Here is a 25,739-nt window from a genome sequence, read left to right as displayed (position 1 = left end):
AAAGTTCCGCAGCGCGGGGATTTCATGAACAATATTTATGGACAGACCCGCAATGCGGAACCTTCCTGTAAATAAGGGGTTCACATGGACCGGATCACAGACGCGGCCTGAAGAGGCATGGCGCGGGATCCGGCCATTAAGAGAGTATAAAGGAGGACTTTAGGGGTGAGTCAGACAATTAACAAGGATGAACTGAAGAAGACCATTGTGTTCAATGTAAAGAGCATCTACCGCAAAACGATCGACGAGGCGACTCCGGCTATGGTTTACCAGGCTGTCGCACTTGCAGTCAAGGACATGATCATCGACCGTTGGATCGCGACTCATAAAGAGTACGACAAGCAGGATGCGAAGATCGTTTACTACATGTCCATGGAGTTCCTGACCGGTCGTTTCCTCGGAAACAACATCATCAGTCTCTGTGAGCAGAAGGAGATCGAGGAGGCACTCTCTGAACTGGGATTTGACCTGAATTCCATTGAGGATCAGGAACGGGATCCGGCACTCGGAAACGGCGGTCTTGGACGTCTTGCGGCATGCTTTTTGGATTCCCTTGCATCTTTAGGCTATCCGGCATATGGCTGCGGCATTCGTTATCGTTATGGAATGTTCAAACAGCAGATCCGTGACGGATATCAGATTGAGGTTCCGGATGAGTGGTTAAAGGATGGCTATCCGTTTGAGATCCGCCGCGCAGAGTACGCGACGGAGGTCAAGTTCGGCGGTTATGTGGAGACCGAGTGGGACGGAAAGAGAAATCATTTTGTACAGAAGGGCTACCAGTCTGTTATGGCAGTTCCATATGATATTCCGATCGTGGGATACGGCAACAATGTCGTAAACTCCTTGAGAATCTGGGATGCACAGCCTGTGAACACCTTCAACTTAAGCGAGTTCGACAAAGGTGACTACCAGAAAGCCGTTGAGCAGGAGAATCTGGCAAAGACCATCGTTGAAGTCCTTTATCCGAATGATAACCATTATTCCGGAAAAGAGCTTCGCTTAAAACAGCAGTATTTCTTTATTTCTGCCAGTGTTCAGCGTGCCATCAAAAAGTACAAGGAAAAGCATGACGATATCCATAAATTCTATGAGAAGGCATCCTTCCAGTTAAACGATACACATCCGACCGTTGCTGTTGCTGAGCTTATGCGTATCTTACTTGACGAGGAGAACTTAGAGTGGGATGAGGCCTGGGAGATCACCACAAAGACCTGTGCCTACACAAACCACACGATCATGGCGGAAGCTCTTGAAAAATGGCCAATCGAGCTCTTCTCCCGCCTTCTTCCGCGTGTTTACCAGATCGTTGAGGAGATCAACCGCCGCTTCGTTGCCCAGATCCAGCAGAGATATCCGGGCGACAACGATAAGATCCGCAGAATGGCGATCATCTACGACGGACAGGTCCGCATGGCTTACCTTGCGATCGTCGGCAGCTTCTCCGTAAACGGCGTTGCGAAGCTCCACACAGAGATCCTTGAGAAACAGGAGCTTCGTGACTTCTATGAGATGATGCCGGAGAAGTTCAACAACAAGACGAACGGTATCACCCAGAGACGTTTCCTTCTTCACGGAAACCCGCTGCTTGCAGACTGGGTAACCGACAAGATTGGAAACGAGTGGATCACCGACCTCTCCAATATCAAAAAACTCTCTGTTTATGTGGATGACGAGAAGTGCCAGCAGGAGTTCATGAACATCAAGTACCAGAACAAGATCCGTCTTGCGAAGTACATCAAGGAACACAACGGAATCGACGTTGACCCGCGTTCCATCTTCGATGTTCAGGTAAAACGTCTGCATGAGTACAAGAGACAGCTCATGAACATCCTTCATGTGATGTATCTCTACAACCAGTTAAAAGATAACCCGAATATGGATATCGTTCCGAGAACCTTCATCTTCGGCGCAAAGGCAGCTGCCGGATATAAGCGCGCAAAGCTGACCATCAAGCTCATCAACAATGTAGCAAACGTGATCAACAACGATAAGTCCATCGGCGGCAAGTTAAAGGTCGTATTCATTGAAGATTACCGTGTATCCAACGCAGAGCTGATCTTCTCCGCCGCTGATGTCAGCGAGCAGATCTCCACAGCAAGTAAGGAAGCGTCCGGTACCGGAAACATGAAGTTCATGTTAAACGGCGCTCTGACGATCGGAACCATGGATGGTGCGAACGTCGAGATGGCGGAGGAAGTCGGCAAGGACAACATGTTCATCTTCGGAGCGTCCGCAGATGAGATCATCAACCTTGAGAACAACGGTGGCTACAACCCGATGGATATCTTCAACAATGATCAGGATATCCGCCGTGTTCTGATGCAGCTGATCAACGGTTACTATTCTCCGCAGGATCCGGAGCTGTTCCGTGATATCTACAATTCCCTGCTCAACACACAGAGCAGTGATCGCGCAGATACCTACTTTATCTTAAAGGACTTCCGTTCCTATGCGGAAGCTCATAAGAAGATCGACCAGGCATACCGCGATGAGAAGTGGTGGGCAAGAACCGCAATGCTCAATACCGCATCCGCAGGAAAGTTCTCCTCTGACCGTACGATCGAAGAGTATGTAAGGGATATCTGGCATCTGAAGAAGATCAAGGTAGAGCTGTAATCCGACACTTAAAATATTACGTAACTGTTCAGTACCCTCACACCTACAGAAACCTCCCCCGGAGATTTCCTTCGGATGCATGGCAGGTTACGAGCAAAAATCCATTCCAGATCGGCTTCGCCGATGGGATTTTTGCCTTCCGTCCCATGTTTTATTACGGTCAGCGCAGCAAGTGCGCAGACCTACTGAATAGTTACAATATTACTAACATAAAAGAATCACCCGCTTCATACACTGGAAATATCACGGTGTATGAGGCGGGTATTTTTTATGAAACGATTTTTTATGCTCCTGTTCGCGATGGTCATGATCCCCTATGTGACGACTCTCGCGTGGACAGGCAGGATCCGGACGGATGTGGGGGAGAGCATTCCGACAGAGGAGTTTCTCGTGGGGATGGTGGCGGCGGAGATCCCGGCGGAATATGGGATCGAGACAATGAAGGCGCAGGCCGTGCTCGCAAGGACGTATGTGTACCGGATCGTGGATCCCGGGATCGGTGGGGAAAACACGGACGATCCGGGAAGTGCGGATCCGGGAACAGACAGCGGCGCCGGAGCTGCGGGATGGGGAAAACGGAGCAGGACTCTGGACCGGGACCTTATGGAGGAAGAGTTGGACATCGACTGCCTGAGTGTACGGGAGATGGAGAAAAAGTGGGGAAACGAACATTTTGAGGAGTACTATGAGAAGGTCCGCAGGGCGGTCCGGGAGACGGAAGGACTTGTCGCGGAGTATGACGGGGAACTGATCGAGCCGTTCTACTGTCTCGCGTCGGCAGGAAAGACGAGAGAGCTGGCGGCGTATCCGTATCTTTCTTCTGTGGAGAGTCCGGGGGATCTGGAAACGGAAGGATTTTTATATGTCCGGACGTTCACGGAAAGCGAGTTTGCGGACAGGATCGGGCGGATCGGCGGACCGCAGCCGGCTGCGGACGGGATCGCGGAGAAGATCCAGATCATCGAGCGGGACAGTGCCGGATATGTAAAAAGGGCGCAGATCGGAAATATGGACTATACGGGAGATGAGGTCCGGGATTCCCTGGGACTTTCGTCATCATGCTTTTATTTTTCCTCCGCGGACGGAAAGATCCGGGTATCCTCGAAAGGGATCGGCAGCGGATACGGATTTTCGCAGGCTGGGGCGGACGCCATGGAGAGAGAGCAGGGGAGTGCGTTTCAGGAACTGCTGAAATATTATTTCCGGGGGATCGAAATCGTGAAGATCGCGGAGTAGAGGATCTGGCATGAATGACTCTGCTCCTTTTTTATCAGGATTGCGTGCTGCTGGCACGATGTGCTAATGATGCGCGTTTGCGCGAAGCTGAAGAATGCTGCAAACGACTGTGCCCAGTGCAGGAATGTGCCGGGGCATATGTTCTGTTGTGAGCTTTGTGCGGTCTGTCCGGCAAATGTGCAGACTTGCTGAATTATCGCAGAATTTTTTGCTTTTGTGAATAACTTTATCATCACGGGTAAAAATATAACCGAGGTGATAAACGTGAAAGAAAAAGGAAATCAGCTGTTCAGGGACAAATTTGTCCTTGTCATGCTCGTGCTCGGCCTGCTGACTATTGTTGCGGCAGCAGGAGTTGTGAGGATCCAGAAGGGGAGAGAAAATATCGAAAAGAGTCCCTATCTGGAGATCGAAGATCCGGACCATGTGATCGCGGGGGATTCCAACGCAGGCGCAGAGTCCGGAGGGGATACTTTGGCCGGGGAACTGGCGGCATCAAAAGATGAAACCAGAAACGTGGAAAATACCGGAGATGGCAGAAATGCTGCGCTTGCGGAAAATGAGGCGGGAACAGGCACGGATCCTGCTGCCGCTGCCCCGGGCATTTCTGAGGATACCGGTCTTGCGGATGCGGCAGGCGGAGCCGGGGCTGCATCGGATCGTTCCATGGCGGAAGCCGGAGCTGCCGTCACGGAGTCCCTGGTGCTCGACTTTGCCGATACGGACAAGCTCGCCTGGCCTGTAAACGGGAACATCGTTCTCGGCTACAGCATGGACACCACGACATATTTTCCGACGCTGGACCAGTATAAAGTCAACCCGGCAAATGTGATCCAGAGCGAGGTGAGCACCCCGGTATCGGCCCCTGCGGACGCCAGGATCGTCTCTGTGGGGACGAATGAGGAGATCGGAAACTATGTCGATCTCGACTTTGGAAACGGCTACACAGCCGTCTGCGGTCAGTTAAAGGAGATCCCGGTCGTGGAAAACGAGTATGTCCACCGGGGCGACCTTTTAGGCTATGTCGCGGAGCCGACGAAATACTATACGGTGGAAGGAACGAATGTGTTCTTCGAATTCTTAAAAGACGGCGTTCCGGTGGATGCGCTGGATTTTCTGGAGTGAGCGGGATGGATCACCCCGGTCAGTGTCATACCTGTGCCCACGAATCAATCCGGTTATGGATGCGCAGGGAAGAGACAGTGTGCGGCAATAAAATAAAGAGGAGTTTTGTGGAAGAGCTTTCAGGGAGAAATTTCTGAAGGCTCTTTTTCGCAGTGGAAAGATCCCATTTTTGATTTTGTGCATACCATAATATCAGAACAAAGAAAGGAGACATCCGCATATGAATTGCAGAAATTCTGATCTGCCGGATACCGCCCGGACTTCTCCCTGCGGCTGCGGCAGACTTCCATCTGATATTTCCGGCCCGGGACCTGTCGTCCGCCCGGTGTCCCGTGCCTGCTTTGACGGCAATGATCCGATATTTCCGGTAGGAATGGGCTACGTCCCGATGCAGATGTGGGGAACCACATATCCGTTAGCCAGAGGCTTTGTCCGGGGGACGATCTTCCCGACTCTGGATCTTCCATTCGCGATGGGGAGGTGCAGAAGATGAAAGAATTCTATCGATGCAGTATGATGCCGGGAATGCCGGCAGAACCGATCCGTGATCCGCGCCTGTCTGCTCAGAATGTCGTGCCGGCGTGCGGCAGCTGTCAGGGCGGTGGAGACATGATATTTCAGGATAAAGAGGCACTGATGCGCCAGATCATGGAGGCAGGATTTGCGATGGATGATGTGGTCCTGTTCCTGGACACTCATCCGGAAAATCAGGATGCACTCCGCTATTACCAGGCTGTCCGCGACATGCGAAATCAGGCCATTGCCGCCTATGAAAGCCAGTTTGGACCATTGAGATATGCCGATGTGATATCCTCATCCTGGGACTGGGTAACTGAAAAATGGCCGTGGGAAGGAGGATGTTAAGATGTGGGTCTATGAAAAAAGACTGCAGTTTCCGGTGAATATTAAGGAGCCGAATGCGAAGATGGCACAGTTTATCATGAGCCAGTACGGTGGGCCTGACGGCGAGATGGGTGCGTCCATGCGCTATCTCTCCCAGCGCTACTCAATGCCGTATGGGGAGCAGAAAGCGGTTCTGACGGATATCGGAACGGAGGAACTCGCCCACCTGGAGATCGTCGCGGCGATCGTTCACCAGCTCACGAGAAACTTAACAGCGGAGGAGCTGGAAGCGCAGGGATTCGGCCCGTACTATATCGACCATACCACGGGGATCTGGCCCCAGGCAGCCGGCGGCGTGCCGTTTAATGCCTGCGAATTCCAGTCGAAGGGTGATCCGATCACCGATCTGTTTGAGGACCTTGCTGCAGATGGTACGACTGCGTATGTGCAACATAGAAGTGTTAAGTAGAAGTTCTATATAATCTGGTGTGCCAGACACCAGATTTTACAGAACTTAGAAATTCCAATGTATTTCAATCGGGACATTTCTTGTCCCTGGAATCCGTTTTCCTACTAATATATAATCAATTAGTGTTTCAACGGTTTCTCTGTCTAAATGTTCAAGATTTGTGTATTGCTCAATAAGCTGGCGGCGATTATCGCCTGTTTGGATTTTTCTCTCAATTACATCAAGCTGTTTTTGCGTTTCAATCACCAGCTTTTCAAGCCGTTCTCTGTCATTCGTGAAATCTTTTGACAAATTCAGGAAATCATTTTCGGAAAGAATCCCTTTTACTTTATCAAGATAAAGTTCTCTGATTACCTTTGCGTCTTCTTCAATCTTTTTTTGATAGGTAGTAAGTTGTGTTTCTAAAGAAGTTTTTTTCTCCTTTACGTTGGAGTGAAATTCCACGTTCTGTTCCAATTCATCTTTATCAAGATATTCTTGTGATAACTTGTTCAGTTCAGAAATAACTGCCTGCTCCAACTTCTTCACAGAAATAAATGAACCTATGCAAGCGTCCTTTGCAACATGGCGATTTGAACATTGTAAATAATGTCTTCCATCTGTCTGCTTATTAGAACGCATGGTATAGCCACAGTTCATGCAGCGAGCTTTTCTGGCAAACAGCCCTATGGTTCCTACTGTAAATGGTTTTGCTTTTTCAGCTACCATAGATTGTACTCTATCCCAAAGTTCACGGTCAATAATCGGTTCGTGTGTTCCCTCTACTCTGTACCATTCCTCTTTAGGTCTGGGCTTATTTTGTTTTGTCTTATACGAAACACTGCCGTATTTTCCTTGAACCATATTTCCGATATAAATTTCATTTGTCAGCATATCGGAAATAGCAAAATATTTCCATAAGGTACTATTTTTTCTGGTAGGCTGCTTATAGCGTAAACCATGAAGCCGTTTATACTCCGTAGGGTTTGGAATCCCACGGTCATTCAGCATACGGGCAATCGCTGTTTTGCCATATCCCTGTGAAAATAAAGTGAAAACTTCTCTTACAACAGCAGCAGCTTCTTCATCAATAATCAGGTGTCCCTTTTGCTCAGGGTCTTTTTTATAACCATAAAGAGCAAATGCACCAATATGAAATCCATTCTTCCGGCGGTCAGTCAATACGCTGCGGATGTTTTCCGACATATCCTCCAAATACCACTCATTAACCAGACCATTGATTTGTCTTGATTTTTTGTTTCCTTTATTAGCGGTATCTGCATTATCTACAATACTGATAAAACGAATCCCCCAGATAGGAAACAATCCGTGTATATATTTTTCTACCAACTCTAACTCTCTGGTAAATCTGGATTGTGTTTTACAGAGGATAATATCAAATTTTCGGTGTTCAGCGTCATTTAACAGTTTGTTAAATTCTGGTCTTCGTCTATCTGAACCAGTATAATCATCATCACTGTATATATTGTAGACTTCCCAGCCTTGTTCCAATACATATTGAATCAGCATGGATTTTTGATTTTGAATACTGTTACTATCATCAGTTTCATGTTGTTTGTTTCTATCTTCTTCTGATAAGCGGCAATAAATAGCAACTTTTGACTTTGTGTTCATCATATTTTATCTCCTTTAAAGAGAAGATAAAACAAACATTCCACCTACACTTATTATACCGTGTTGGGAAATGTTTGTCTATCATTTTACAGGTAATACCTGCCCTTTGGATTTTTCTAATTGATTGATAAGTGCTATCCATTTTTGATTGAACTCTTTTTTTAATGCCGACTTATCTTCACACTTAAATACATTTTTGCAGGAAATTTCTGCTTCTTTTGGCATAATTCCACCTCACAGTCTTTACTATGTTTACAGACTATGCAAAAATGCTTGTTCATTATGAAAGAATCATCCTTAGCAAACCGAACAGCTTTCGCTAAAGCTCATGGGAATCTCACCCCTGCATGGTTCTCATCCAGCCGTACCCTTTGTCAGCGGTGCTACATCATCACACAGACTAAGGCTGTACGGAAGTATCATTATCACGATAGAAAGGTCATGGCGGCAGCTTTTGCGGTAAGCTGCTTATGGAACGCTGGCAGGAATCGCTATCCGGTTTCATCCCTCCTTTTGTGGGTTACGGCGTGCCAGCCCAACGGCTCTCTTTCTATCAAAACGTATTCGGCTGCTTTATGCTGCGTTGATTAGACGCTTTCTTTTTCAAGGAACAATCCGGCTTTGTCAGCCTGTTAAAATGCACTGGTGATAATGCACTTTAATAGACTGGCAAGCTCTGTCTGGGAAGCATGGGCTTGTCCATGCTTCCACAGGAGAGCGTTATTTCTAGTTGGGTTCCCTGATTTCAAAAGATAAAATCTTTGCAATCAGACGTGTTTCCATCCGGCGGCGTAGGGTTTCATCTACAACCATGTGGGTATTCCCGTATTCGTCTTTCATGGGACGCATGGAACGGCTGGCAATAAAACCGCTGTAATGGCGTACAATCTGGTTGACTGCTTCAATGTCACCATCCGCAGCCCTTACAATCACAGGAAACGGAATCATAGGGTGCTTTGCTGTCATGCTTCTTCCTCCATAAATTTTTTGATAAATTCCAGTCCGGCGTGTCTTCTTCTCTGGATGGTAGAACGGTTGACTTCCAGAATTTTTGAAATTTCTGTATCGTCAAATCCGAGGAAATAATATCTCAGGATAACGTCACGTTTCTTTCCATCCAGATTTTCCAACGCTTCTGCTAACAGGCTGTTTTCAACATGGACAGTAAATCCGTCCATTTCAAAAGTATGGAAGTGGGATGGATAGGTGTCTTCGGAAGAAAACAAGTTGACGGTGTAATCGTCCATATCACAGAACAGGTTTTCCCGTTTACACTGTCTGGACAACGCTTTGAGATAGTCTTTGCGTTCATCCTCCATAGCGACTTTACAGATGTAATCAAACTGGTTCTCTATGGTTGTCTGAAATTCAGATGGCTTCATCATTGCTCACCCCCTTTCCAGCCTTGAAAGGGAGCGAGTTGATAGGAATTCTGCTTCTTTCCCCCTTTTCGCTCTTAGTCCCGACAGGACAGGGGGTGCAGTTGCGTTTTTGAATAAAAAAATACACCCATTTTAAAATAAAAATGAGTGCATGAGAAATAACAGTAGAATAAATATGACTTGTCAGTTCATATTCAAAGTCGGACTTCCACAGTGGAGGAGCTATACTTTTTTTAATGAATGTAACCTATGTATGCTGTACAGCAACAAAGAAATCCCCATAGTGGCAATCCTCCTAAATGCCACTACTCATCATTCTGTGTTATTATTGGTTCAAGAATAGACAAAAAGAAGCGGCAGCTCTAAAAATCAAAGCCACCGCTTCAAAGGCGCGTGAAAATCTATCTGCGATACGACGGCTTTTTTTCTTTTGCCGTCGTCTGGCAGAAAATTATTCAATATTCATTTCTATTTTTCCGGTAAAATCTTCACATTCAATACCGATATAATTTCCACCATCGGGAAGTGTAATAGTATCGCTGTATGTTCCCGTTGTTTCAAGTAAAGTTACTGCTTCGTCAGCTCCCGAAATCCAAAATACTTTTGCAGTACCACTTGAAACTTCCAACGTACAAGTAACTGATATATCTTTTCCGGCTTTCCTTTTTATTGAAGTTCCTCCGAACAAATACTCCGTATTTGAAAAATTTTCATAGTCAGCTTGATAGCTTCCTGTATAATCATCAATCCCTTTTTCTTTTTTACCTTGTAGAGAGAGTTTTCCTGTAAGTTCTATGGAACCCGCAGATTGAACAACATTATTATAATGATTGAGAATTTCATCTTTTGTACAGCCGGAAAGCGTGGATACTCCAATAAGAATTAGTATCAATGATAAAAATATTTTTTTCATAAAATTTTACCACCCTTTCTTTGGCGTCACCTTTTTCGCTTTTTTCTTTGCCTGTTTGGGTTCTGTTTCTTTCATGCAAATAATCAAGACAGCGGAAATGACAACAATAACTGCAAGACTACAAATACAAGTTAATATGTTCCAGTTGACTGCGGTATCATAGCTGCGGTAGCCAATCATTCCAAGACTTGCCGTAATCGGATAAAGATTTGCTAATGTCATGTTTCCTGCGGCAAACATACCTCCATATCCGTAAACAAAGGCAATAATAACACCGATTAAAAAGCTGCCTGCTTTACGACAGGTAATTATAATAATCGGCAGAACAGCAAGATATAAAAAGAAATTGACTGCGGTTATTTGTAATGTCGCTTTTAAGGCTAAGGATATTTGAAAACCTGGAAATCCTACAATCATTTCTGCGATAACTGTAAACAGACTGCATATCAAACCGAAGATAATAGATAGTACACCACATACAATCAATTTTCCGGTCAACAACCGCTTAAATGAAATCGGTACAGTTAAAATATTTTTTAAGGTATCATCCGTTTGTTCGCGAGAAATCATATACCCAGCAATCAAACTAATACACATAGGGAAAATCATGGACATATTGTTTTTGATAACCTGTTCTGTGAGGTAAGCAAAATCCCATACTGAACCATCATTTGCCATAGACGTAAATAAAGTCAGTAAAACAGATAAAAGCATGAGGGCAACCCCAGCCCAAAGGATATGATACCTTTTTAGTTTATAAAACTCTGTTTTTACAATGCGAATCATAGTTATTCCCCCCTTTGTTTGTATAATCGGTCAATCAACCCAAATGAAATAATCGCCATAATTCCAAGTATCATTACAACTTGAAATGTTGAGGGGATAAGTCCTGTCATTTGTTCCAAGTCCATTTTTATTCCATGCGCTGCCATATCTCCAGCACTCCAAAATGTAGTTAATGGTGTAGGTAGGAACCACAATATTGTTTTTGGAAGTGCGTCAAACAATGCGGTTGCACTCATATTCAATACACTATAAAAAACACATAGCAAAATTGAAAATACATAGGTCTTACTAAAAAAGACTACAAGCACAATCAGCGGCAATGTACCTGCTGTAATAAAAATTCCTGTTTCAATGGCTAAAAATAATTTGTAACCAAGTCCATAAACTTCCAATGTTCCAAAACCACAAAGAATTGTCGCAATAGTGGACGCAACGCAAAAGATAATTCCAAATAGAAATAGTACAAAAATCTTAGCAAGTACCATTTGGGTACTGGTTACAGGAATAGTACGCAAATTTTTGAATGTATCATTGTCTCGTTCCATAAAAAACAACATAGCTGCAATGACACCAATAATACAAGGAAGTAAAAATTGTATTCCGTACCCAAGTACCATATTAAAAAGTCCATCAAATGCGTCTGCTTTATCTGTGTATCGCTCCATCATAGAGGGAGTTGTCATTAAATAAGTCAGTGGGATAGGGAACATAAAAGCTGATAAGATAATCAGTGGAATAAATTTTTTCCGTTTTAATTTCAAAAATTCACACTTTATTAGTTTAAGCAATTCCCTCGCCTCCCGTCACTCGCTTGAAGTAATCTTCAAGGCTTTCTTCGCAGGTATGCGCTTCTGATACTTCCAAGCCATTTTCTACAAAGGCAGTTACAATTTTTCCTACGGATAAGTCAAGGTTATGCAGGCGTAAGTTATGGTCGTCCTGTATAGAAAAATGGCTTTCGTGGAAAGTACGTTCTAAAATTCTTGCTGCCTGTGCAGTATCAGAAAGAGTAAAACGAATATGTTTACTGCTTTTTTGTTCTAGTTCTGAAAGACTTTCTTCTTCCAATAGTATGCCGTGGTCGATAATTCCAATATCATCAGCCAGTAGCGAAATTTCTGAAAGAATATGACTGGAAATTAAAATTGTTTTTCCTCTTGCGTCACAAAGTTCACGAATAAAAGAACGAACTTCTGCAATTCCAATCGGGTCAAGCCCATTGATAGGCTCATCTAAAATTAAAAGTTCTGGGTCGTGCATAACAGCAAGTGCAATAGCAAGACGTTGTTTCATACCAAGTGAATATTGAGAAAATAGTTTTTTGTCCTTATAAGGCAGTCCTACTAAATCTAAAGCGTCTTTAATCGCATGGTTATTTGGCACACCTCGTAAAGCTGCAAAGATACGCAAATTTTCTGTAGCTGTCAGATTAGGGTAAAAACCTGGGGACTCAATCAAGCTACCGATACGGGGTAAGAGTTTCTTTTCATTTTCCTGTAAAGGCTTTCCCCATATTTTAACTTCACCAGAAGTAGGCTTTGTCAATCCAAGAAGCATTTTCATAGTGGTTGTTTTTCCGGCTCCGTTTCTTCCAAGCAGTCCGTAAATTCTTCCTCTCTGTACATGGATATTTAAGTCAGCGACACTCTTTTGTGAGCCGTACTGCTTTGTAAGATTTTTTGTTTCAATGATATAATTTTTGTCCATATTCAAACCTCCTGTTCTGTAAAGTATTTTATCACTCCAATCTTGCATTAACCTTGCCGCAACCTTGCATTAACCTTGCAATTTCAAGTACAGCTTCTGAAAGCAATTAAGGCTCCTGCCATAAAGACAGAAAAGCCTTAATCTACCAAAGGAAAAAGCAAAATAAATTCAGTTCCTTTTCCATGCACACTTTTTGCTGTTATTGTACCATTCATTTTTTCTACGAGTTGGTGAGTAATAGACAGTCCAAGACCACTGCCTTTTTCAGAACGACCTTTATCGCATTTATAAAGTCGCTCAAAAATATGCTTCAAATCTTCTTTTTCAATGCCTATTCCATTATCTGATAATCGGATTTGCATATTTTTTTCCTGCTTTGACAGGATTATTTCTATTTTATCCGCATGACTATGAGAAATTACATTCTGAATAAGATTGTTCAATATTCGCATATAGCCATCCATATCAAGTTTTACATGAAAAGGCTGTTCGGGAATATCAATGTTGTAATCTATTTGCTTATCTTCAAATATGGGTATCCAGTCAATCAAGATATTTCGTGTTAGTTCCGCAGCTTCAATAGTATTTATATCCATAACAAACTCATTAGAGTTTAATTTGAACCAGTCAAAAAGAACATCTATATATTCTTTCAAATCGTGAGCTTTGCGGCGGGCAGTTTCAATATAGTCGTCTTTGTCTTTTCCTGTAACAATTCCTTTATGTGCGGCGTCAAGATACCCAATAAGCGTTGTAAGTGGCGTCCGAACATCATGGGAAAGGCTTGTCATAAGCTGCCGATTTGTTTCTTCTGTCTGCCGGATAGCAGATAGCCTTTTCTCATAAGACACAATAATTTCATTGATTTCATAGGCAAGAGGAGCTACCAGTTCATTTGTTGCTGATAAAATCCGCCTGTTTCCATTCCCATTTTTTACATCAGCCAATGCGTCTGTTATTTCTGCTATCTGCTTTTTGACACGCCGGATAACAAGGTAGGAAATAAAAATAGAAAAAAGTGCAATAATGATTGATAGAAAAATAATCGCTTCCATGGAAAATCAAACCTCCTTATTAAAACGATAGCCAATCCCTTTAATAGTCTGAATGTATTTGGGGTTTCCTGAATCAACTTCTAATTTTTTACGAAGCCGGCTGATAATCGCCATAATGTTACTGTCATCATAAAAATATTCTTCCCCCCATACTTCCTCATAAATCTGTTGCTTTGTCAAAATTTTTCCTTGGTGTTTCGCACAGTATAAAAGCAAGTCAAATTCCTTTGGTGGCAGTTCAAATGTTCCGTTTTCCGTAGTAATAGAGCGATTTTCAATGTCTATATGCAATCCGTCAAATTCAAGCTTCTGTGTCATACCGTCTGATTGATTGAAACGGGTATAACGGCGTATAAGAGAAATAATACGGGCTATCAATTCGTCCATATCAAAAGGCTTTGTCAAATAATCATCGGCTCCTGCACGTAAGCCGCATACTTTGGAAGCATTGTCATTTTTAGATGTAAACATCAAAATCGGCAAACTGTTTTCTTTTCTGATTTCTTTCATCGTTTCAAAGCCATCCATACCAGGCATCATAACATCCAATATTACAAGTTGATATTCTTTTTCTTTTAATTTTTGCAAGCCCTCTTTTCCTGTATTACAAAAATCAGCTTCTATATCTTCCGATAAAACACTTCGTTTAATCAGCACACAAAGTTCTTTATCATCATCTATAATTAAAATTTTATTCATAGTGCAACTTCCTTCCTTGCTTTGTTCTTCCATCAATAGGTTTTTCTGCGTCTTTTGGTATCAGCCACATATACCCAAGTTTTGAAACACCTTGTATGCGGTTCTCTCTGCATAGTATCTGTACACGCCGTTCAGAAATCCCCCATTTCTTCGCTGCTTCGGGGCAAGACATATATTCCATAACACCCAAGTCCTTTCTATAAATCATATCAGTATAATTATAGTCGTACATACGAATAATAGCAAGTGCAAGCATATGAATTATTATGGCTATAAATAGGAACTGTGTAGACGTATTCAGACAGTGAGAGGAACAGTAAAATGCAAGTGGGTGAATAAATATGGCAAAAAGACCAGTAGCAAAATATGATTTTAAGGCTTTTGGACAAGCTATCAAAGCAGCGAGAACCGAACGAAAAGAGAGCCGCAAAAAAGTAAGTGATGAAATGTATATCTCACCACGTTATCTTGCTAATATTGAAAATAAAGGGCAACAGCCTAGTTTACAAATTTTTTATGAGCTTGTAACACGTTATGATATATCTGTAGACCAATTCTTTTTCCCAGATAAATCGGCGGAAAAAGATACACAACGTAGGCAGCTTGATACATTGCTTGATAGTATGAGCGAGAAAGGAATACGGGTAGTCACTGCCACAGCAAAAGAGATAGCCGAAGTCGAAACAGAGGACAGGTAAATGTCCAGAACAGAATTTTAACGAGAAGACACATTGTAATCTTTCAAGAAATACAATGTGTCTTCTGCTGTATATAGCTCTATTTCACAATCTTCCAGTTTTCTCCGTTCTTTTCCAGCACAAGGTCAAACTGTGATACCTGTGTTGTCATGGTCTGGTTATCTAGATATTTCACTGCAAGGGAAGCTGTCACCTGATTTCCGTTTCGGTTGTAGACCGGATTTACCAGTTCTGAGAAGATATATTCTTTTCCCACAGGTTTCAGCACACCCTCATTTACATAATAGGTCAGCTCCTTTGCGGTTGCCGTAGGGTACAGCTTGAAAAAGGTAGTGAGAAATTCGTTGATTTCCTCCGTGGTGATGGAATCCACCGTACCGTCACTTTGTACTGCTTTTGGGGTGTAGCCGGATTTTATGGGAACGCTGGTGATGGTTGGGTTCTGGATAATCGTCAGGTTTCCAGAGCCGTCCACATAGACCGTCACCTGATAGGCGGAACGGACGTTTTTACTGGATTCCCCCTCTGTGATACGCTGTTCCACCGTATAGGTCACTTGATAGTGCTGCTCCTTTTCTTCTGTGATTTCCCATATCTGAAAATCGGTCAGGGCAGACGATACGGGGATGTCTTTTCGGACAGTATCTACATTCAGGGCTTGTAGTTCTCCGGTGAGATAGCCTTTTAAAGCGTTTGTCCGGTTATCAATGGAAGCAGCGGACTGTTCCCATGAATAGTAGACTTCTGCGAAATTCTCCACAAAGTTTTCTATCTTGTGGGTGTCGAGGATGGTTTCCTCAATCACTTTGGTTTCATGGACAGTATGAATGTCTATCGCCGTGAAATTCTTATAGACAGCAAACAGGAAGCTCACTGCCAGCAGCACCCACAGGGCAATCACGGTTTTTTTATGGGTATTGACTTTGTAGACTTTCAGTTTCTTTTCTTTCTGCTTTTTCTGGTTATCCTCTTTTCTAATCTGAATCATATCGGTTCATCCTTTCTTATTGTTTGATTCGTCCGGCTCCGGCAAGGTGCTGTTGCCAGTAGGAGCCTGTCAGGTCTGCGTAACCAATGGGATTTCCGGCATGGTACATCCGATTATTTCCCACATACAGTCCCACATGGGTGATGTAGGTTCCGGCGTTGTAGGTGGAGTGGAAAAAGACCAAATCCCCTGCTTTTGCTTCGGACAGGGGGATGTGCTGCGTTACATTGTACTGTTCCTGTGCTGTCCGTGGCAGAGCGATTCCTGCCTTGCCATAGCACCACTGCACCAGTCCCGAACAGTCAAAGGAAGTGGAGGGGGAATCACCCCCGTACACATACGTCCAGCCCTCATACTTTAAGGCTTCCTCCATGATAGCCTGCACCGTTTCATCATCAAACTGTGCCACGGTCAGATATTGCGATACCAATAGGACATAGAACATATTCCCGTAGGAATACCGCCAGCCCCCGTTTTTCTCTACCGCAACAGGGTTAGTGTAGGTGACTTTCTTTCCGCCGGATTTGTCCCTTGCGAAGCTCTCTGCCAGTTCAAAGGTGTATTTTTTTCCGTGTCCTGCCACATAGTCTAGGAAACCGCCGCCGTAATTATAGGATTGAATCATGCTGTTTAAGTCACAGCCCTTTGTTTCTGCCGCTGCGAGCAGTTCCGAGAAATACTTGCAGCCCTGTTTGATGGATTCCTCTGTACTAAGGGAGTTCGGGGGAAGACCCAGAGATTCCGAGGACTGCATAACGTCTTCCAGTGTGCCGCCGGATTCCACCTGAATGATGGCGAGCAGCACGTTTAAGTATTCCTCTATGTCATATTCCCTTGCATACTTTTCCAGCATAGGTTTATGGGCGAGGACTTCCTGTGATACGCTCACGCCCCCATAGATAAGATTTCCGCCGCTTCCTCCGTCTTCCTCATCCGAGAAAACAATCACCACCAAAAGGAGCAGGGAGAACATCATCACGAACACGCCGGAACAGGCGAAGAAAAGGTGTCTTAACTTCATGGTTTCTCCCCTTTCTTCTGTTTGGAAGCCGCTGTTATCGTTTTTGTCCACTCCTTTCTGGCGGTGGTACGCCGGATGGTAAAGTTCGATTCTTTTACCACAGGGGCAGCCCGTTTTCTTTCCGATATCACAGGAGCCGTATCGTTCTGGACAGGTCTTGCCGGACGGGGAGCAGCAGGTGTAGTAGTTGCCTTTTGTCTTTCCTCTGGTTTGTCTGGGGAAGCAGATGGGACTATCTGGCGTTCTGCCCTTACAGGCGGTATCTGTTTATGGTGGATGGAAGCCGCTTTTACCACCGGAACCGAAGCCCGTTCTGCCACAGTTCCCCCATAAGGAACCTGTCCCCGTTCCCTGATGGATGGGGAAGCTGGCTGTATGGCTGGTTTTCCTGTATGAGTGGTATCTGCATGGTTTTGGAAATCTTCCGGCTGCTTTGCAGTAACAGGGCGTTCATGGACGGGAGACGCCCCTTTGGGGGATTCGGAAGCTGTCTGTTGCGGCTGTTTTGCCTGTTCCAGTTCCGCCCTGCGTTCTGCAATGGTCTGTCTGCGGCTTTCTGCCTGTGCGTTCCGCTGTTCGGCTCTGGCAGTTCGGGTCTGGGTCACGCTGGAAGTAAAGTCCCGTACTCCCTCTGATACCTGTGTTTTCCCGTGGTAAAGGGCGTACTTTGCATTGACAGGCAAATCCTTTGCCTGCTCCCGAAGCTGTCCGGCAGTATCGGCTATCTTATCTTTGGTATCTGCCACCGCACCTACCGCAGAGCCAGCCCGTTTCCACGCAGATTCCTTTTCCGGTGCTGCCTGCCCGTCTGGTCTGCTGTGGTCTGCCTGTGTCCGTTTGGAAGAACCAGATGTTGAAGCAGTTCTCTGGTCTGAGCCAGCCTGCTTCCCTGCGTGGTAGGCAGCCGTTCCAGCCCCAAGAGCTGCCACAGAACGTCCCAACTTATGCTGTAAACGGTGCATATGGGCGTGCATGAGCATACGGGGTCTTCGCATGATACGGCTCCCCATGCTTTGGGAATCCCCACTCTGTAAGGAGAACATCCCCATCAAATCCCCCAGCTTGAAATAAATTCCGGCAAAGGTCACTATCTGCAAGAACGCCGTCAGGAAGAACGGATAGTCCCCAGACAGGTTGTAGAGCATGGTGGAAATGCTGAACGCTACCGTGATAATCAGGGTGATTCCGGCTCTGGTAAGGATGGTATTGAACAGTTTTGTAATGGCACGTTTGGACATCCCCTCAAAAGAGGGAACCATGCTAAGGAGGAAGCTCACAGGCAGGAACATGGCGTAGATAATAAAAAGTACCTGTGAGAAAATCATTATCCCTGTGAGCAGGAATACAAAAATGGAGATACCGATATTGAACATGAACAGGAAGAAGACGGTTCCCAAGCGGTTGATGGTCTTTGTGATGGTAAGGTTGGTGTTTTCCCTGTCTTCGATTTCCTCCACTACGATTTCTTCCCTGTCCTGCCCGTTGTTTTCGTCTGGGCTGGTTGAGAGCAGGCGTTCCACACGGTCAGCCCCAAGGCTTTCCACATCCGAGTTGCCGTATTGCAGCAGGAGCCACGGCTGCTTGACCTGTATGGAAAACAGGCTGTCCCGTATCAAATCCACGCTGTCTTTTCCCTGGCTTTCCGAGTTCGGCAGCACAATCTTTGTACCAAGGGTCAGGCTGGCATTGCTGATGTCTGCGGAAAATTCATTGATTTTCCCGATATAATCAGGAGCATAAGCGATAAAGGCAGCGGACAGCACGAACACCACCACGAAATTCACAACGGCATGGATGGTTTTTGTGGTTTCCCGTTTGATAAGCCCTGTGTAGGCAACATAAAGCCCCACCACCAGAATGAGAATCAGCAGGAACCCGATATAAAATCCCTCCGAGGACAAGCCGCCTGTGGTAACGCCTGCAAGGGTCTGCATATTTTTCCCAATGGAATCCGCCGTAGAGGAAATGAAGTCCAGCGAGTAGGCTTCCTGAATCAGATACCCCGTGGCGTTGGAAAGGTACAGGCTGATTGTCCAGATAAAATTTGTGATGGCATACAGCCCGTACATCACCTGTTTTCCGATACCGTCCAGCCAGTTCCACGGGAGCCAGTCCCATCCGCTGTCCACATAAAAATCAAGCTGGTAGTTGTCCAGAGGATATTTGCTGTATTCGTTGGCAGCGTCCACCGTATCATCCACCAGTCCGGCAGCGTGGGCGGCTGTGCCGAAGACTGCCAGCAGTAGGAGGATGAGCAGGAGTGCCAGAAGCACTTTTCCTGCTATACTCCCGATTTTTTTAAAAGAGTTTTCTCCCTTTGTCCGGCAAGGGACAAGAGCTGTCCCCTGCTGGATGGGCTTTCTTATCTTCATTCCTCCACCTCTTTTCTTACGGGCGGTCTGGTATCAAAGGCATGGAACAGGTCTTCAAAGATAGGATGGAACTGTATCACGCCCACACGTCCGTACAAATCGCTGATAAGGCACTGTCCGTTTTCCAAGTCACGTAGCCGCTTCTGGTTGTTTTCATCTTCGGAATCCACCCCGAAAAAGGCGAGGGTCTTCTTGATTTCGTTGATGTCTGTGGAACGGAACGCAAACTTTAAGCCCAGATTATTTTTCAGCTTTTCATCCAGCAAATCGTCCGTGTTCTGTGTCACAAAGTAAACGCCTGCGTTCATGGCACGTCCGGCACGAACCAGCTTCATAGAGAGGGTCTTGCCCTGTGCCACCTGTAAGAAGCTCCATGCTTCATCCAAATCCACAATCTTAAACACGCTGCGGTCGGTATGGATGAAGTCGAGGGCAAAGGTACTGATTACAATGAGCATTGCCACGGAAAGCAGCTCCATTGTGGTGTATTCTTCAAACGAAGTTTCCTTATCCGGCAGCACCAAATCCGCCACCTGAATGATATTGAGCTGCTTTTCAAGGCTGATGGACTGTGTGACATCCCCATCCGAAAAGAGCAGGTGTGCAAAGTCATAGTCCGTAAAGGATTCGATATGGTCGGCTATGCTGGTGCTGATGGCGGTTCCCTCCGCCCGAAGCTCTTCAATCACCTTGAAAAGCCCCCGTTCCTCACTGTTTGTTACTGCACGGATGGCTTTCCGAAGAACAGGGAACTTTTCCCCATCACGGCTGGAAATGCCTGTTAAAAAGGTCAGGATGTCGATTGCCAGTGATTCGGAATCCTTTGGGTTCTCCATAATCACATAGGGGTCGAGCAAGCCCCTGTTCTGTTCCTCTGAGGTCAGATTTACGATATTGATTTCATGGGCGATTTCCGGCAGGGTTTCTTTCCAGCGTCCCCGTTCCGCTTTCGGGTCAACAATGAGTGCCTGTGCCCCAAATAATACGGAATAATAGACTATCATGTTGTTGCTGAATGATTTTCCACCGCCGAGGGAGCCGACAAAAGCGGCAGCAAGGGCGTTGGTGACGGAGCCTTTCACTCCTTGACTGGCAAGGGCAGGCTTTAAGTACACGTTTCTTCCTGTATCAAGGCTGTACCCGATATAAATACCCTCCGATTCCCCTAACATCTGGGTTGCCCCGAAGCCAAGACCAGCGAGGAAGTCGCTGGTGACATACTGGATGTAATCGTTCAGATACCGCTTGCTGGCAGGGAGAAATTCCCCATGCAGCCCCAGCATATCCCCAAAGGGGCGAACCAGCTTCACGTTCAAATCGTCATAAAAATCTTTCACCTCATTGCAGCGGCGTTTCAGTTCTTCCAAGTCGGGAGCTGTCACACGCACCACATAGGACAGCTTATACATGGATTCCTTGCTCTGGTCTAAGGTGGATTCCAGCTCATTTACGCTGTCTAAAGCGTCCACCACGTTTGTGCTGGTTTCACTGTCATTCTGCCATGCGTGGTTGTCCAAATCTTTCAGCTCTTTTTTCTTGTTCCGCACCGTGGAGAGGGCTTTCCGGTTTGTCACAATCTCTACATTCATAGAGGTATCAATGGGAAAGGTAAATTGCTGCTGCTGATAGTAAAAGATTTCCGAGGATGGGAAGTCCAGTTCCCCCACAATGCTGTTGATGGTGAAGTAGGCGGCATACACTGTCCCGTCTTCCTGTTCGATTTTCAGATACCGCTGGTTTTCCTCTATCAGACAACGGGTGGGTTTGATAAGGTCATAGTATTTCACCAGCGTTTCCTCCTGAAACCGTTTCTTCGGCAGGTAATACTCATAATCTTCGTAGGCGGTTCCGGTCTGCCCGTATAAATGCTCAATCAGATAGCCAAAATCGTCCTTGTTAAGCCGCCGGACTTTGAAGCGGCGTGAGATTTTACTTTCCAGCAGCTTTTCCATCTTCTGAAACCGCCAGATTTCTTCATTGCTCATGGAAACAAAATCCCCCATGAGTTTGTGGTTGACTTCATGGAGGAAATCGGAAACAGCGGTCTTTGCTTCCCTGCGAAACTGCTTCATGGTGACTTCCTGCTCATTGACAAGCAGCTTGAAGCCGATAAAAAAGCGGTAGTCCACCTGATTTTCCCCTATCATGGAAATCAGGGCTTCGGTCTGTGCGTCAATCTTTGTACAGGCAACGTCCTTTAACTTGCCTGTCACTTCTTGTTTGGAGCGTTCCTGTGCTGCCCGTATGCTGGATTCGGTGCTGATTTGCAGGGCGTGAATCTTCCCGTCCCTGTTCTGGGCGATAAGCTGCCGGAACGAATCGTGTACCTGATATTTCTGTTCAGGGCTTAAAAAGGAATAGTTATAGGGAAGCAGCTCATAGTAAGCGAAGCACTCCCCGTCATGGTTGAACACAAGGTTATTTTCGATATACTTAATCGGATATGCCATAAATATCACTCCTTACTGCCGTGATGGGCTGTGCCGGATATTCCTTTTCCAGCTTCACGGGCTTTCCTGCATAGGTCAGTTTCGGGCGTACCAGATATGCCAGTACGGATTTCAGGAAGCCGTAAGGCTTTTTCCCGTCAAAGGTCTTCTGGCACATGAACCAAGTGAGGGCAAAGGGTACGCCGAAATATTTCAAAAATGCCCCGTCAATGAACGAAAGGGGAGGGAGGTTCCCCAAGAGCATAACTGCAAACACCGATACCACGAACCACGCCATCTGTGTGAACGTGATGGGGAATGGCAGCTTAAAATCATTGATGGAATAGAGTACCTTTTCCACCGACCAGATACTGGTATAGCTTCGTATTTTCTTCATGTTGTCCGTCCTTTCTAAAAGATGGGGACAGCAAAAGAGCCGCCCCTGAATAAAAAATCCGCCTGTATTTCCTGAAAGAGATACAGACGGGTCTACCGTAAGATTTCATATACGCCGTGGTTCGTGACAACAAAGGTTCCCTCCAATTCCATGTCACGCCCATAGGCTGCATAGTCGATATAGTTTTGTAAGTGTGCCGGAAGTTCTCCAAGCTGTCCGCTTTCTTCCAGATAGCAGCGAGCCACATCCGCCATATCGTCACAGCCGGAATGGCAGATAATATCGTCTTCATGCTCACAGAGTTCTTCGATACTGCCAAAGTAGGATTGCAGCTCTGATAGTTCCTCCTGAATGTACTCCGGTAAGTCCTCCACCATTTCACACAGGCGGTTGACTTCCTCAATGGGGGTATATTCGTCAATCTCAAAGGGCAGCTCATAATCATGGATGGCGTATTCCTCATACTCATCATTCAAGCCGATACGTTCCTTGACTTCCTCAAAATCCACAGGCGGCGTGAACCATGCCCCTACCAGTTCGCCCTCATTGTATTTGCCTAAGTTGGCAATGTAAATCCGCATTTCTTCCAAGTTCCTCCACCTCCTTTTAGCGGTAAAAAAAGATACCATTGTCCGTAAACAGGTAGTTTTCGCTGGTTTCCAGTTCCCGACCAATGGCAGCGTAGTCGATATGGTTCAACAGGTCTGGATGTACTTCTCCAAATAGCTGTACCTCCTGCACCAGATAACGGGCGAGGGATTCCCCGTCCTGTACCGGATAATAGCGTATCTGGTCTTTGTGGTCGATAAATTCCGTAAAGCTGGGAAACCACCGCTTTTGTACCACATCCATTTCATAATAGAGGGGCGTTCCCTGCATTTCCTGTATCATCCGGCAAAGGGCGTTGATTTCCCAGAGCCTTGTGTTGCCCTCCAATGGAAAGGGCAGCTCATAGTCTTCAATTTCGATTTCTTCCTCACTCTGAACCCCAAGACGTTCCCTGATTTCTTCAAAATCCACAGGGCAGGAAAACCATGCCCCAGGATATTCCTCAAAATCTTCATGGTAAAGCCGTGTGGTGTTCAGGATGTAGATTTTCATTTCTTCAATCGGTATCACATCCTTTCTGATTTAAGGTATATAAAAAACAGCTAATTCAAATAAGAATGAGCTGTTTCAAATATATCCACTATAAAATCACCATTTTTCAGGTATTGTAAAAGTTACAACCACATTAGTTTCTTTTGACAGATTTTCAATGGATTTCTTAAATCCACTTCGAAACTGTTTCATAGCTGAATCAAAATTCAAATCAGCCCATCTATCATTTTCTTTGTAGATAATGTGTGGCAGATTGAGTTTATTCAAATTATCCAGATATTTATTACATGTTTGTATCAGTTGACGTAGTTCTTTTTTTACATTAGAGCTAAAATCAAAGTCTTTGGCTATATTAACTAATTCAGCTTTTATTTCTAATACTGAATGTACGCATTGGTCTGGTAATTCCATTTCAATCGGATTTGTTAATATGCGTTTTGACTCTAAATAAAAAAACAAATATTCAATTCTATCTTTTTCAGTCGTGTACTGTTCCCAAGATATGCCACCAAAAGGAACACTTATACTATTTATTCTATATTTCAATGTGATTACCTCTTTCTTAATTTTTTGAAATTATAACACATTTAAAATATAGATACAATTTGTTTTTGGGGAGTTACGCTCCCCAAGCCCCTAGTGGACTTCCGCCATGAAGCAATCAGAGCTTGCTCCATAACGGAAGTGTAACAAGGGTTTCCTATGCACCGATAATCTTATTGAACAGTTCCAGTAAGATGTCCTTTACACCGTCCGCATTGAAAACCAGACCGACCGCTACAAGGGAAACTACTAAAAAGCCGATAAGTTTGGAAAATTCCCTCTTAAATCCTAGGTACAGTCCAATCACCACGATTGCCAGCAGCACAAGGGACTGGGCGTTGGATAAAAACCAGTTGTAAAGATTCTGTCCGAAATTCATAAAAGCTCCTTTCTTTCCTGTAAGATTTCTTAGGTTCTAAAATTGCCGCTGTTAAAGCACCACCTCCTTTGCAGCGGCGGCTTGCTGCTTCAGGATTTTTTCGTGTTTCTCCGTCAGCTTTGCATGGGTGATAATGTCATGGACAATCTGGGTGTGGTTCAGCTTATCCAGACGGAGAGCCAGTTTTAACGTGGGGGCTACCTGATGGGAGAGCCAGTGCAGGGTACGTTCAAAGGAATAGGGTTCCGGTTTGGTTGTCAGTTTCAGGCTTCCCCTATGTTCCCCTATAAACCACGCCCATTCCTCACTGATACGCCAGTCAGAACGGGGCTTCGTATCGTCCCTGTCCACGAACCGGACATAGCGGTTGATGATTTGAAAGGCTGTCCGTTCTGGATTGTCATGTTCTAACAGGTCACGGATGGCATAAAAGGCACGCTCATTTTTCAGCCGGATTTCAAAGCGGTTCTTTACCTCTGCGTCCGCAATGGGAATATCGTGCTTTTTGTACTGCTCATAGTCTTTTTCATAAATGCAGAAGTACACCTCACTTTGGAGGGAGCCGATATACAGGGTGTTCCCCATACATTCTTTTTCCCCACGCCGTACCAGTTCGCCGCTGCGGTAGCTTTTGAAGCTGCGGAAGACCGAGATACATTCCTCATGCCGGCACTTCTCTGTCAGATGGGGAATGTTCAGGATTCCCGTTTTGTCATTGATGGCAAGGTCAAGCCGTTTCATCACGCCGTCCTCCATGAGAACGTCCATAAAAAACTCATACCAACTCCGTTCCTGTGCCAGCAGATAGCTTTCAAACTGGCGGCAGCCACGCCCTTTCAGTTCCAGCAGCACCCCTTTTTCCAGTTCCGGTGATACCAGAACGAAAATATCACCCAGATAGTAATGCTCTGTGTAAGAGTAAAAGCCGTAGTCTTCATGGCTAAAGTAGGGGAGTTTTAGCCGCAGCACGTCTTCCACGATATGCTTCACATCCGTAGTGGGGAAGCGAATCCGCACATAGTCAAAGAGCATTTCAAGGGGATTGTCTGGATTGAAGCGTTCCAGAGCTTCCGTGATGGTTTCCTGTAATGCTTCGGATGGGTGAGCCTTGCCCGTTTCAATATCGCTCAGGTACGGGCGGGTGATTCCGGCAGCTAGGGCAAGTTTCTGTTGTGAGATACCGTAAACTTCCCGTTTTTCTTTGATGTCCCGTACCCATGTTTCTTCATTCAGTGAAAATCCCTCCTGTCTAAAAAAGCGTATGTCAACTTTCAGAGCCTTGTTGACACACGCCGGATATGGGAAAATCCCTTGTGTACCGTGGGATTCTGCCCTGTTGTTTGATTGTTGCCTGTCGATTTGT

Annotated in this window: 26 protein-coding genes and 1 pseudogene; 7 read left to right on the top strand and 20 right to left on the bottom strand. The window is 45.3% G+C overall.

Features of this window, described 5'->3' with window-relative positions; all coding sequences use genetic code 11:
- Positions 1-165: 165 nt before the first annotated feature.
- The 6 genes and pseudogenes from ACI3EW_RS12665 to ACI3EW_RS12640 form a co-directional block, all read left to right on the top strand.
- Entirely contained in the window at positions 166-2,619 is a 2,454-nt protein-coding gene (locus tag ACI3EW_RS12665) for a glycogen/starch/alpha-glucan phosphorylase (protein WP_405581634.1), read from the top strand.
- A 270-nt stretch (positions 2,620-2,889) separates the two neighbouring features.
- The gene (locus ACI3EW_RS12660; RefSeq protein ID WP_329752112.1) at positions 2,890-3,855 is read left to right on the top strand and encodes a SpoIID/LytB domain-containing protein; all 966 of its coding nucleotides are present in this window, start codon (positions 2,890-2,892) and stop codon (positions 3,853-3,855) included.
- A gap of 264 nt (positions 3,856-4,119) precedes the next feature.
- A complete protein-coding gene (locus tag ACI3EW_RS12655; protein ID WP_118530554.1) occupies positions 4,120-4,980 on the top strand; it encodes a peptidoglycan DD-metalloendopeptidase family protein in 861 nt (286 codons plus the stop codon).
- 220 nt (positions 4,981-5,200) lie between these two features.
- Complete coding sequence (locus tag ACI3EW_RS12650; protein WP_118530556.1) at positions 5,201-5,473, top strand: spore coat associated protein CotJA; 273 nt, start codon at positions 5,201-5,203, stop codon at positions 5,471-5,473.
- Entirely contained in the window at positions 5,470-5,844 is a 375-nt protein-coding gene (locus tag ACI3EW_RS12645; protein ID WP_243022259.1) for a spore coat protein CotJB, read from the top strand. Before ACI3EW_RS12650 ends, ACI3EW_RS12645 begins: the two co-directional genes overlap by 4 nt.
- Before the next feature lies 1 nt (position 5,845).
- Positions 5,846-6,253, top strand: a pseudogene (locus tag ACI3EW_RS12640) (manganese catalase family protein); the annotation flags it as partial.
- Positions 6,254-6,337: 84 nt separating this feature from the next.
- Here the strand turns inward: ACI3EW_RS12640 and ACI3EW_RS12635 are convergent.
- The 10 genes from ACI3EW_RS12635 to ACI3EW_RS12590 all read right to left on the bottom strand — a co-directional run bounded on the left by ACI3EW_RS12635 (position 6,338) and on the right by ACI3EW_RS12590 (position 14,448).
- Complete coding sequence (locus ACI3EW_RS12635; protein WP_270437976.1) at positions 6,338-7,909, bottom strand: recombinase family protein; 1,572 nt, start codon at positions 7,907-7,909, stop codon at positions 6,338-6,340.
- A 78-nt stretch (positions 7,910-7,987) separates the two neighbouring features.
- Entirely contained in the window at positions 7,988-8,131 is a 144-nt protein-coding gene (locus tag ACI3EW_RS12630) for a hypothetical protein (RefSeq protein WP_195344145.1), read from the bottom strand.
- A gap of 501 nt (positions 8,132-8,632) precedes the next feature.
- Positions 8,633-8,872, bottom strand: a complete 240-nt coding sequence (locus ACI3EW_RS12625) for a helix-turn-helix domain-containing protein (RefSeq protein WP_117761128.1) — start codon at positions 8,870-8,872, stop codon at positions 8,633-8,635.
- Positions 8,869-9,291, bottom strand: a complete 423-nt coding sequence (locus ACI3EW_RS12620) for an RNA polymerase sigma factor (RefSeq protein WP_456301266.1) — start codon at positions 9,289-9,291, stop codon at positions 8,869-8,871. Before ACI3EW_RS12620 ends, ACI3EW_RS12625 begins: the two co-directional genes overlap by 4 nt.
- A gap of 448 nt (positions 9,292-9,739) precedes the next feature.
- Complete coding sequence (locus tag ACI3EW_RS12615; RefSeq protein WP_118399150.1) at positions 9,740-10,201, bottom strand: hypothetical protein; 462 nt, start codon at positions 10,199-10,201, stop codon at positions 9,740-9,742.
- 6 nt (positions 10,202-10,207) lie between these two features.
- Entirely contained in the window at positions 10,208-10,987 is a 780-nt protein-coding gene (locus ACI3EW_RS12610) for an ABC transporter permease (RefSeq protein ID WP_173898279.1), read from the bottom strand.
- Between the two features lie 2 nt (positions 10,988-10,989).
- The gene (locus ACI3EW_RS12605) at positions 10,990-11,775 is read right to left on the bottom strand and encodes an ABC transporter permease (protein ID WP_118399152.1); all 786 of its coding nucleotides are present in this window, start codon (positions 11,773-11,775) and stop codon (positions 10,990-10,992) included.
- Entirely contained in the window at positions 11,768-12,694 is a 927-nt protein-coding gene (locus ACI3EW_RS12600; RefSeq protein ID WP_173898283.1) for an ABC transporter ATP-binding protein, read from the bottom strand. The genes ACI3EW_RS12605 and ACI3EW_RS12600 overlap by 8 nt, the downstream gene beginning before the upstream one ends.
- A gap of 137 nt (positions 12,695-12,831) precedes the next feature.
- On the bottom strand, positions 12,832-13,749 hold the full coding sequence (locus ACI3EW_RS12595; RefSeq protein WP_118399154.1) for a sensor histidine kinase: 918 nt from the start codon (positions 13,747-13,749) through the stop codon (positions 12,832-12,834).
- A gap of 6 nt (positions 13,750-13,755) precedes the next feature.
- Positions 13,756-14,448, bottom strand: coding sequence for a response regulator transcription factor (locus tag ACI3EW_RS12590; protein WP_270437973.1), 693 nt, complete (start codon positions 14,446-14,448; stop codon positions 13,756-13,758).
- Between the two features lie 341 nt (positions 14,449-14,789).
- Here ACI3EW_RS12590 and ACI3EW_RS12585 point away from each other — a divergent pair, with 341 nt between their 5' ends.
- Complete coding sequence (locus ACI3EW_RS12585; RefSeq protein WP_270437969.1) at positions 14,790-15,146, top strand: helix-turn-helix domain-containing protein; 357 nt, start codon at positions 14,790-14,792, stop codon at positions 15,144-15,146.
- A gap of 79 nt (positions 15,147-15,225) precedes the next feature.
- Here the strand turns inward: ACI3EW_RS12585 and ACI3EW_RS12580 are convergent, their stop codons facing one another.
- From ACI3EW_RS12580 to mobT, 10 genes are all read right to left on the bottom strand, one after another.
- Complete coding sequence (locus tag ACI3EW_RS12580) at positions 15,226-16,134, bottom strand: conjugal transfer protein (RefSeq protein ID WP_270437968.1); 909 nt, start codon at positions 16,132-16,134, stop codon at positions 15,226-15,228.
- A gap of 16 nt (positions 16,135-16,150) precedes the next feature.
- On the bottom strand, positions 16,151-17,155 hold the full coding sequence (locus ACI3EW_RS12575) for a bifunctional lytic transglycosylase/C40 family peptidase (protein WP_405581652.1): 1,005 nt from the start codon (positions 17,153-17,155) through the stop codon (positions 16,151-16,153).
- Complete coding sequence (locus tag ACI3EW_RS12570) at positions 17,152-19,527, bottom strand: CD3337/EF1877 family mobilome membrane protein (RefSeq protein ID WP_318532650.1); 2,376 nt, start codon at positions 19,525-19,527, stop codon at positions 17,152-17,154. The genes ACI3EW_RS12575 and ACI3EW_RS12570 overlap by 4 nt, the downstream gene beginning before the upstream one ends.
- Complete coding sequence (tcpF, locus tag ACI3EW_RS12565) at positions 19,524-21,977, bottom strand: conjugal transfer ATPase TcpF (protein WP_270437966.1); 2,454 nt, start codon at positions 21,975-21,977, stop codon at positions 19,524-19,526. Before tcpF ends, ACI3EW_RS12570 begins: the two co-directional genes overlap by 4 nt.
- The gene (locus ACI3EW_RS12560; RefSeq protein WP_005427021.1) at positions 21,961-22,353 is read right to left on the bottom strand and encodes a conjugal transfer protein; all 393 of its coding nucleotides are present in this window, start codon (positions 22,351-22,353) and stop codon (positions 21,961-21,963) included. The genes tcpF and ACI3EW_RS12560 overlap by 17 nt, the downstream gene beginning before the upstream one ends.
- A 92-nt stretch (positions 22,354-22,445) precedes the next feature.
- On the bottom strand, positions 22,446-22,934 hold the full coding sequence (locus ACI3EW_RS12555) for an antirestriction protein ArdA (protein ID WP_055227448.1): 489 nt from the start codon (positions 22,932-22,934) through the stop codon (positions 22,446-22,448).
- 25 nt (positions 22,935-22,959) lie between these two features.
- Entirely contained in the window at positions 22,960-23,454 is a 495-nt protein-coding gene (locus tag ACI3EW_RS12550) for an antirestriction protein ArdA (RefSeq protein WP_405582206.1), read from the bottom strand.
- A 96-nt stretch (positions 23,455-23,550) separates the two neighbouring features.
- On the bottom strand, positions 23,551-24,000 hold the full coding sequence (locus tag ACI3EW_RS12545; protein WP_270437959.1) for a DUF6650 family protein: 450 nt from the start codon (positions 23,998-24,000) through the stop codon (positions 23,551-23,553).
- 154 nt (positions 24,001-24,154) lie between these two features.
- Positions 24,155-24,376, bottom strand: a complete 222-nt coding sequence (locus tag ACI3EW_RS12540) for a hypothetical protein (RefSeq protein WP_002570387.1) — start codon at positions 24,374-24,376, stop codon at positions 24,155-24,157.
- 51 nt (positions 24,377-24,427) lie between these two features.
- Positions 24,428-25,609 (bottom strand): MobT family relaxase, encoded by a 1,182-nt coding sequence (mobT, locus tag ACI3EW_RS12535; protein WP_483880011.1) that lies wholly within the window; start codon positions 25,607-25,609, stop codon positions 24,428-24,430.
- Positions 25,610-25,739: the final 130 nt, after the last annotated feature.

This window comes from Pilosibacter rotomagensis (assembly GCF_045062245.2).
Lineage (GTDB): Bacteria > Bacillota > Clostridia > Lachnospirales > Lachnospiraceae > Pilosibacter.
This window is presented reverse-complemented; position numbering and strand designations above follow the sequence as displayed.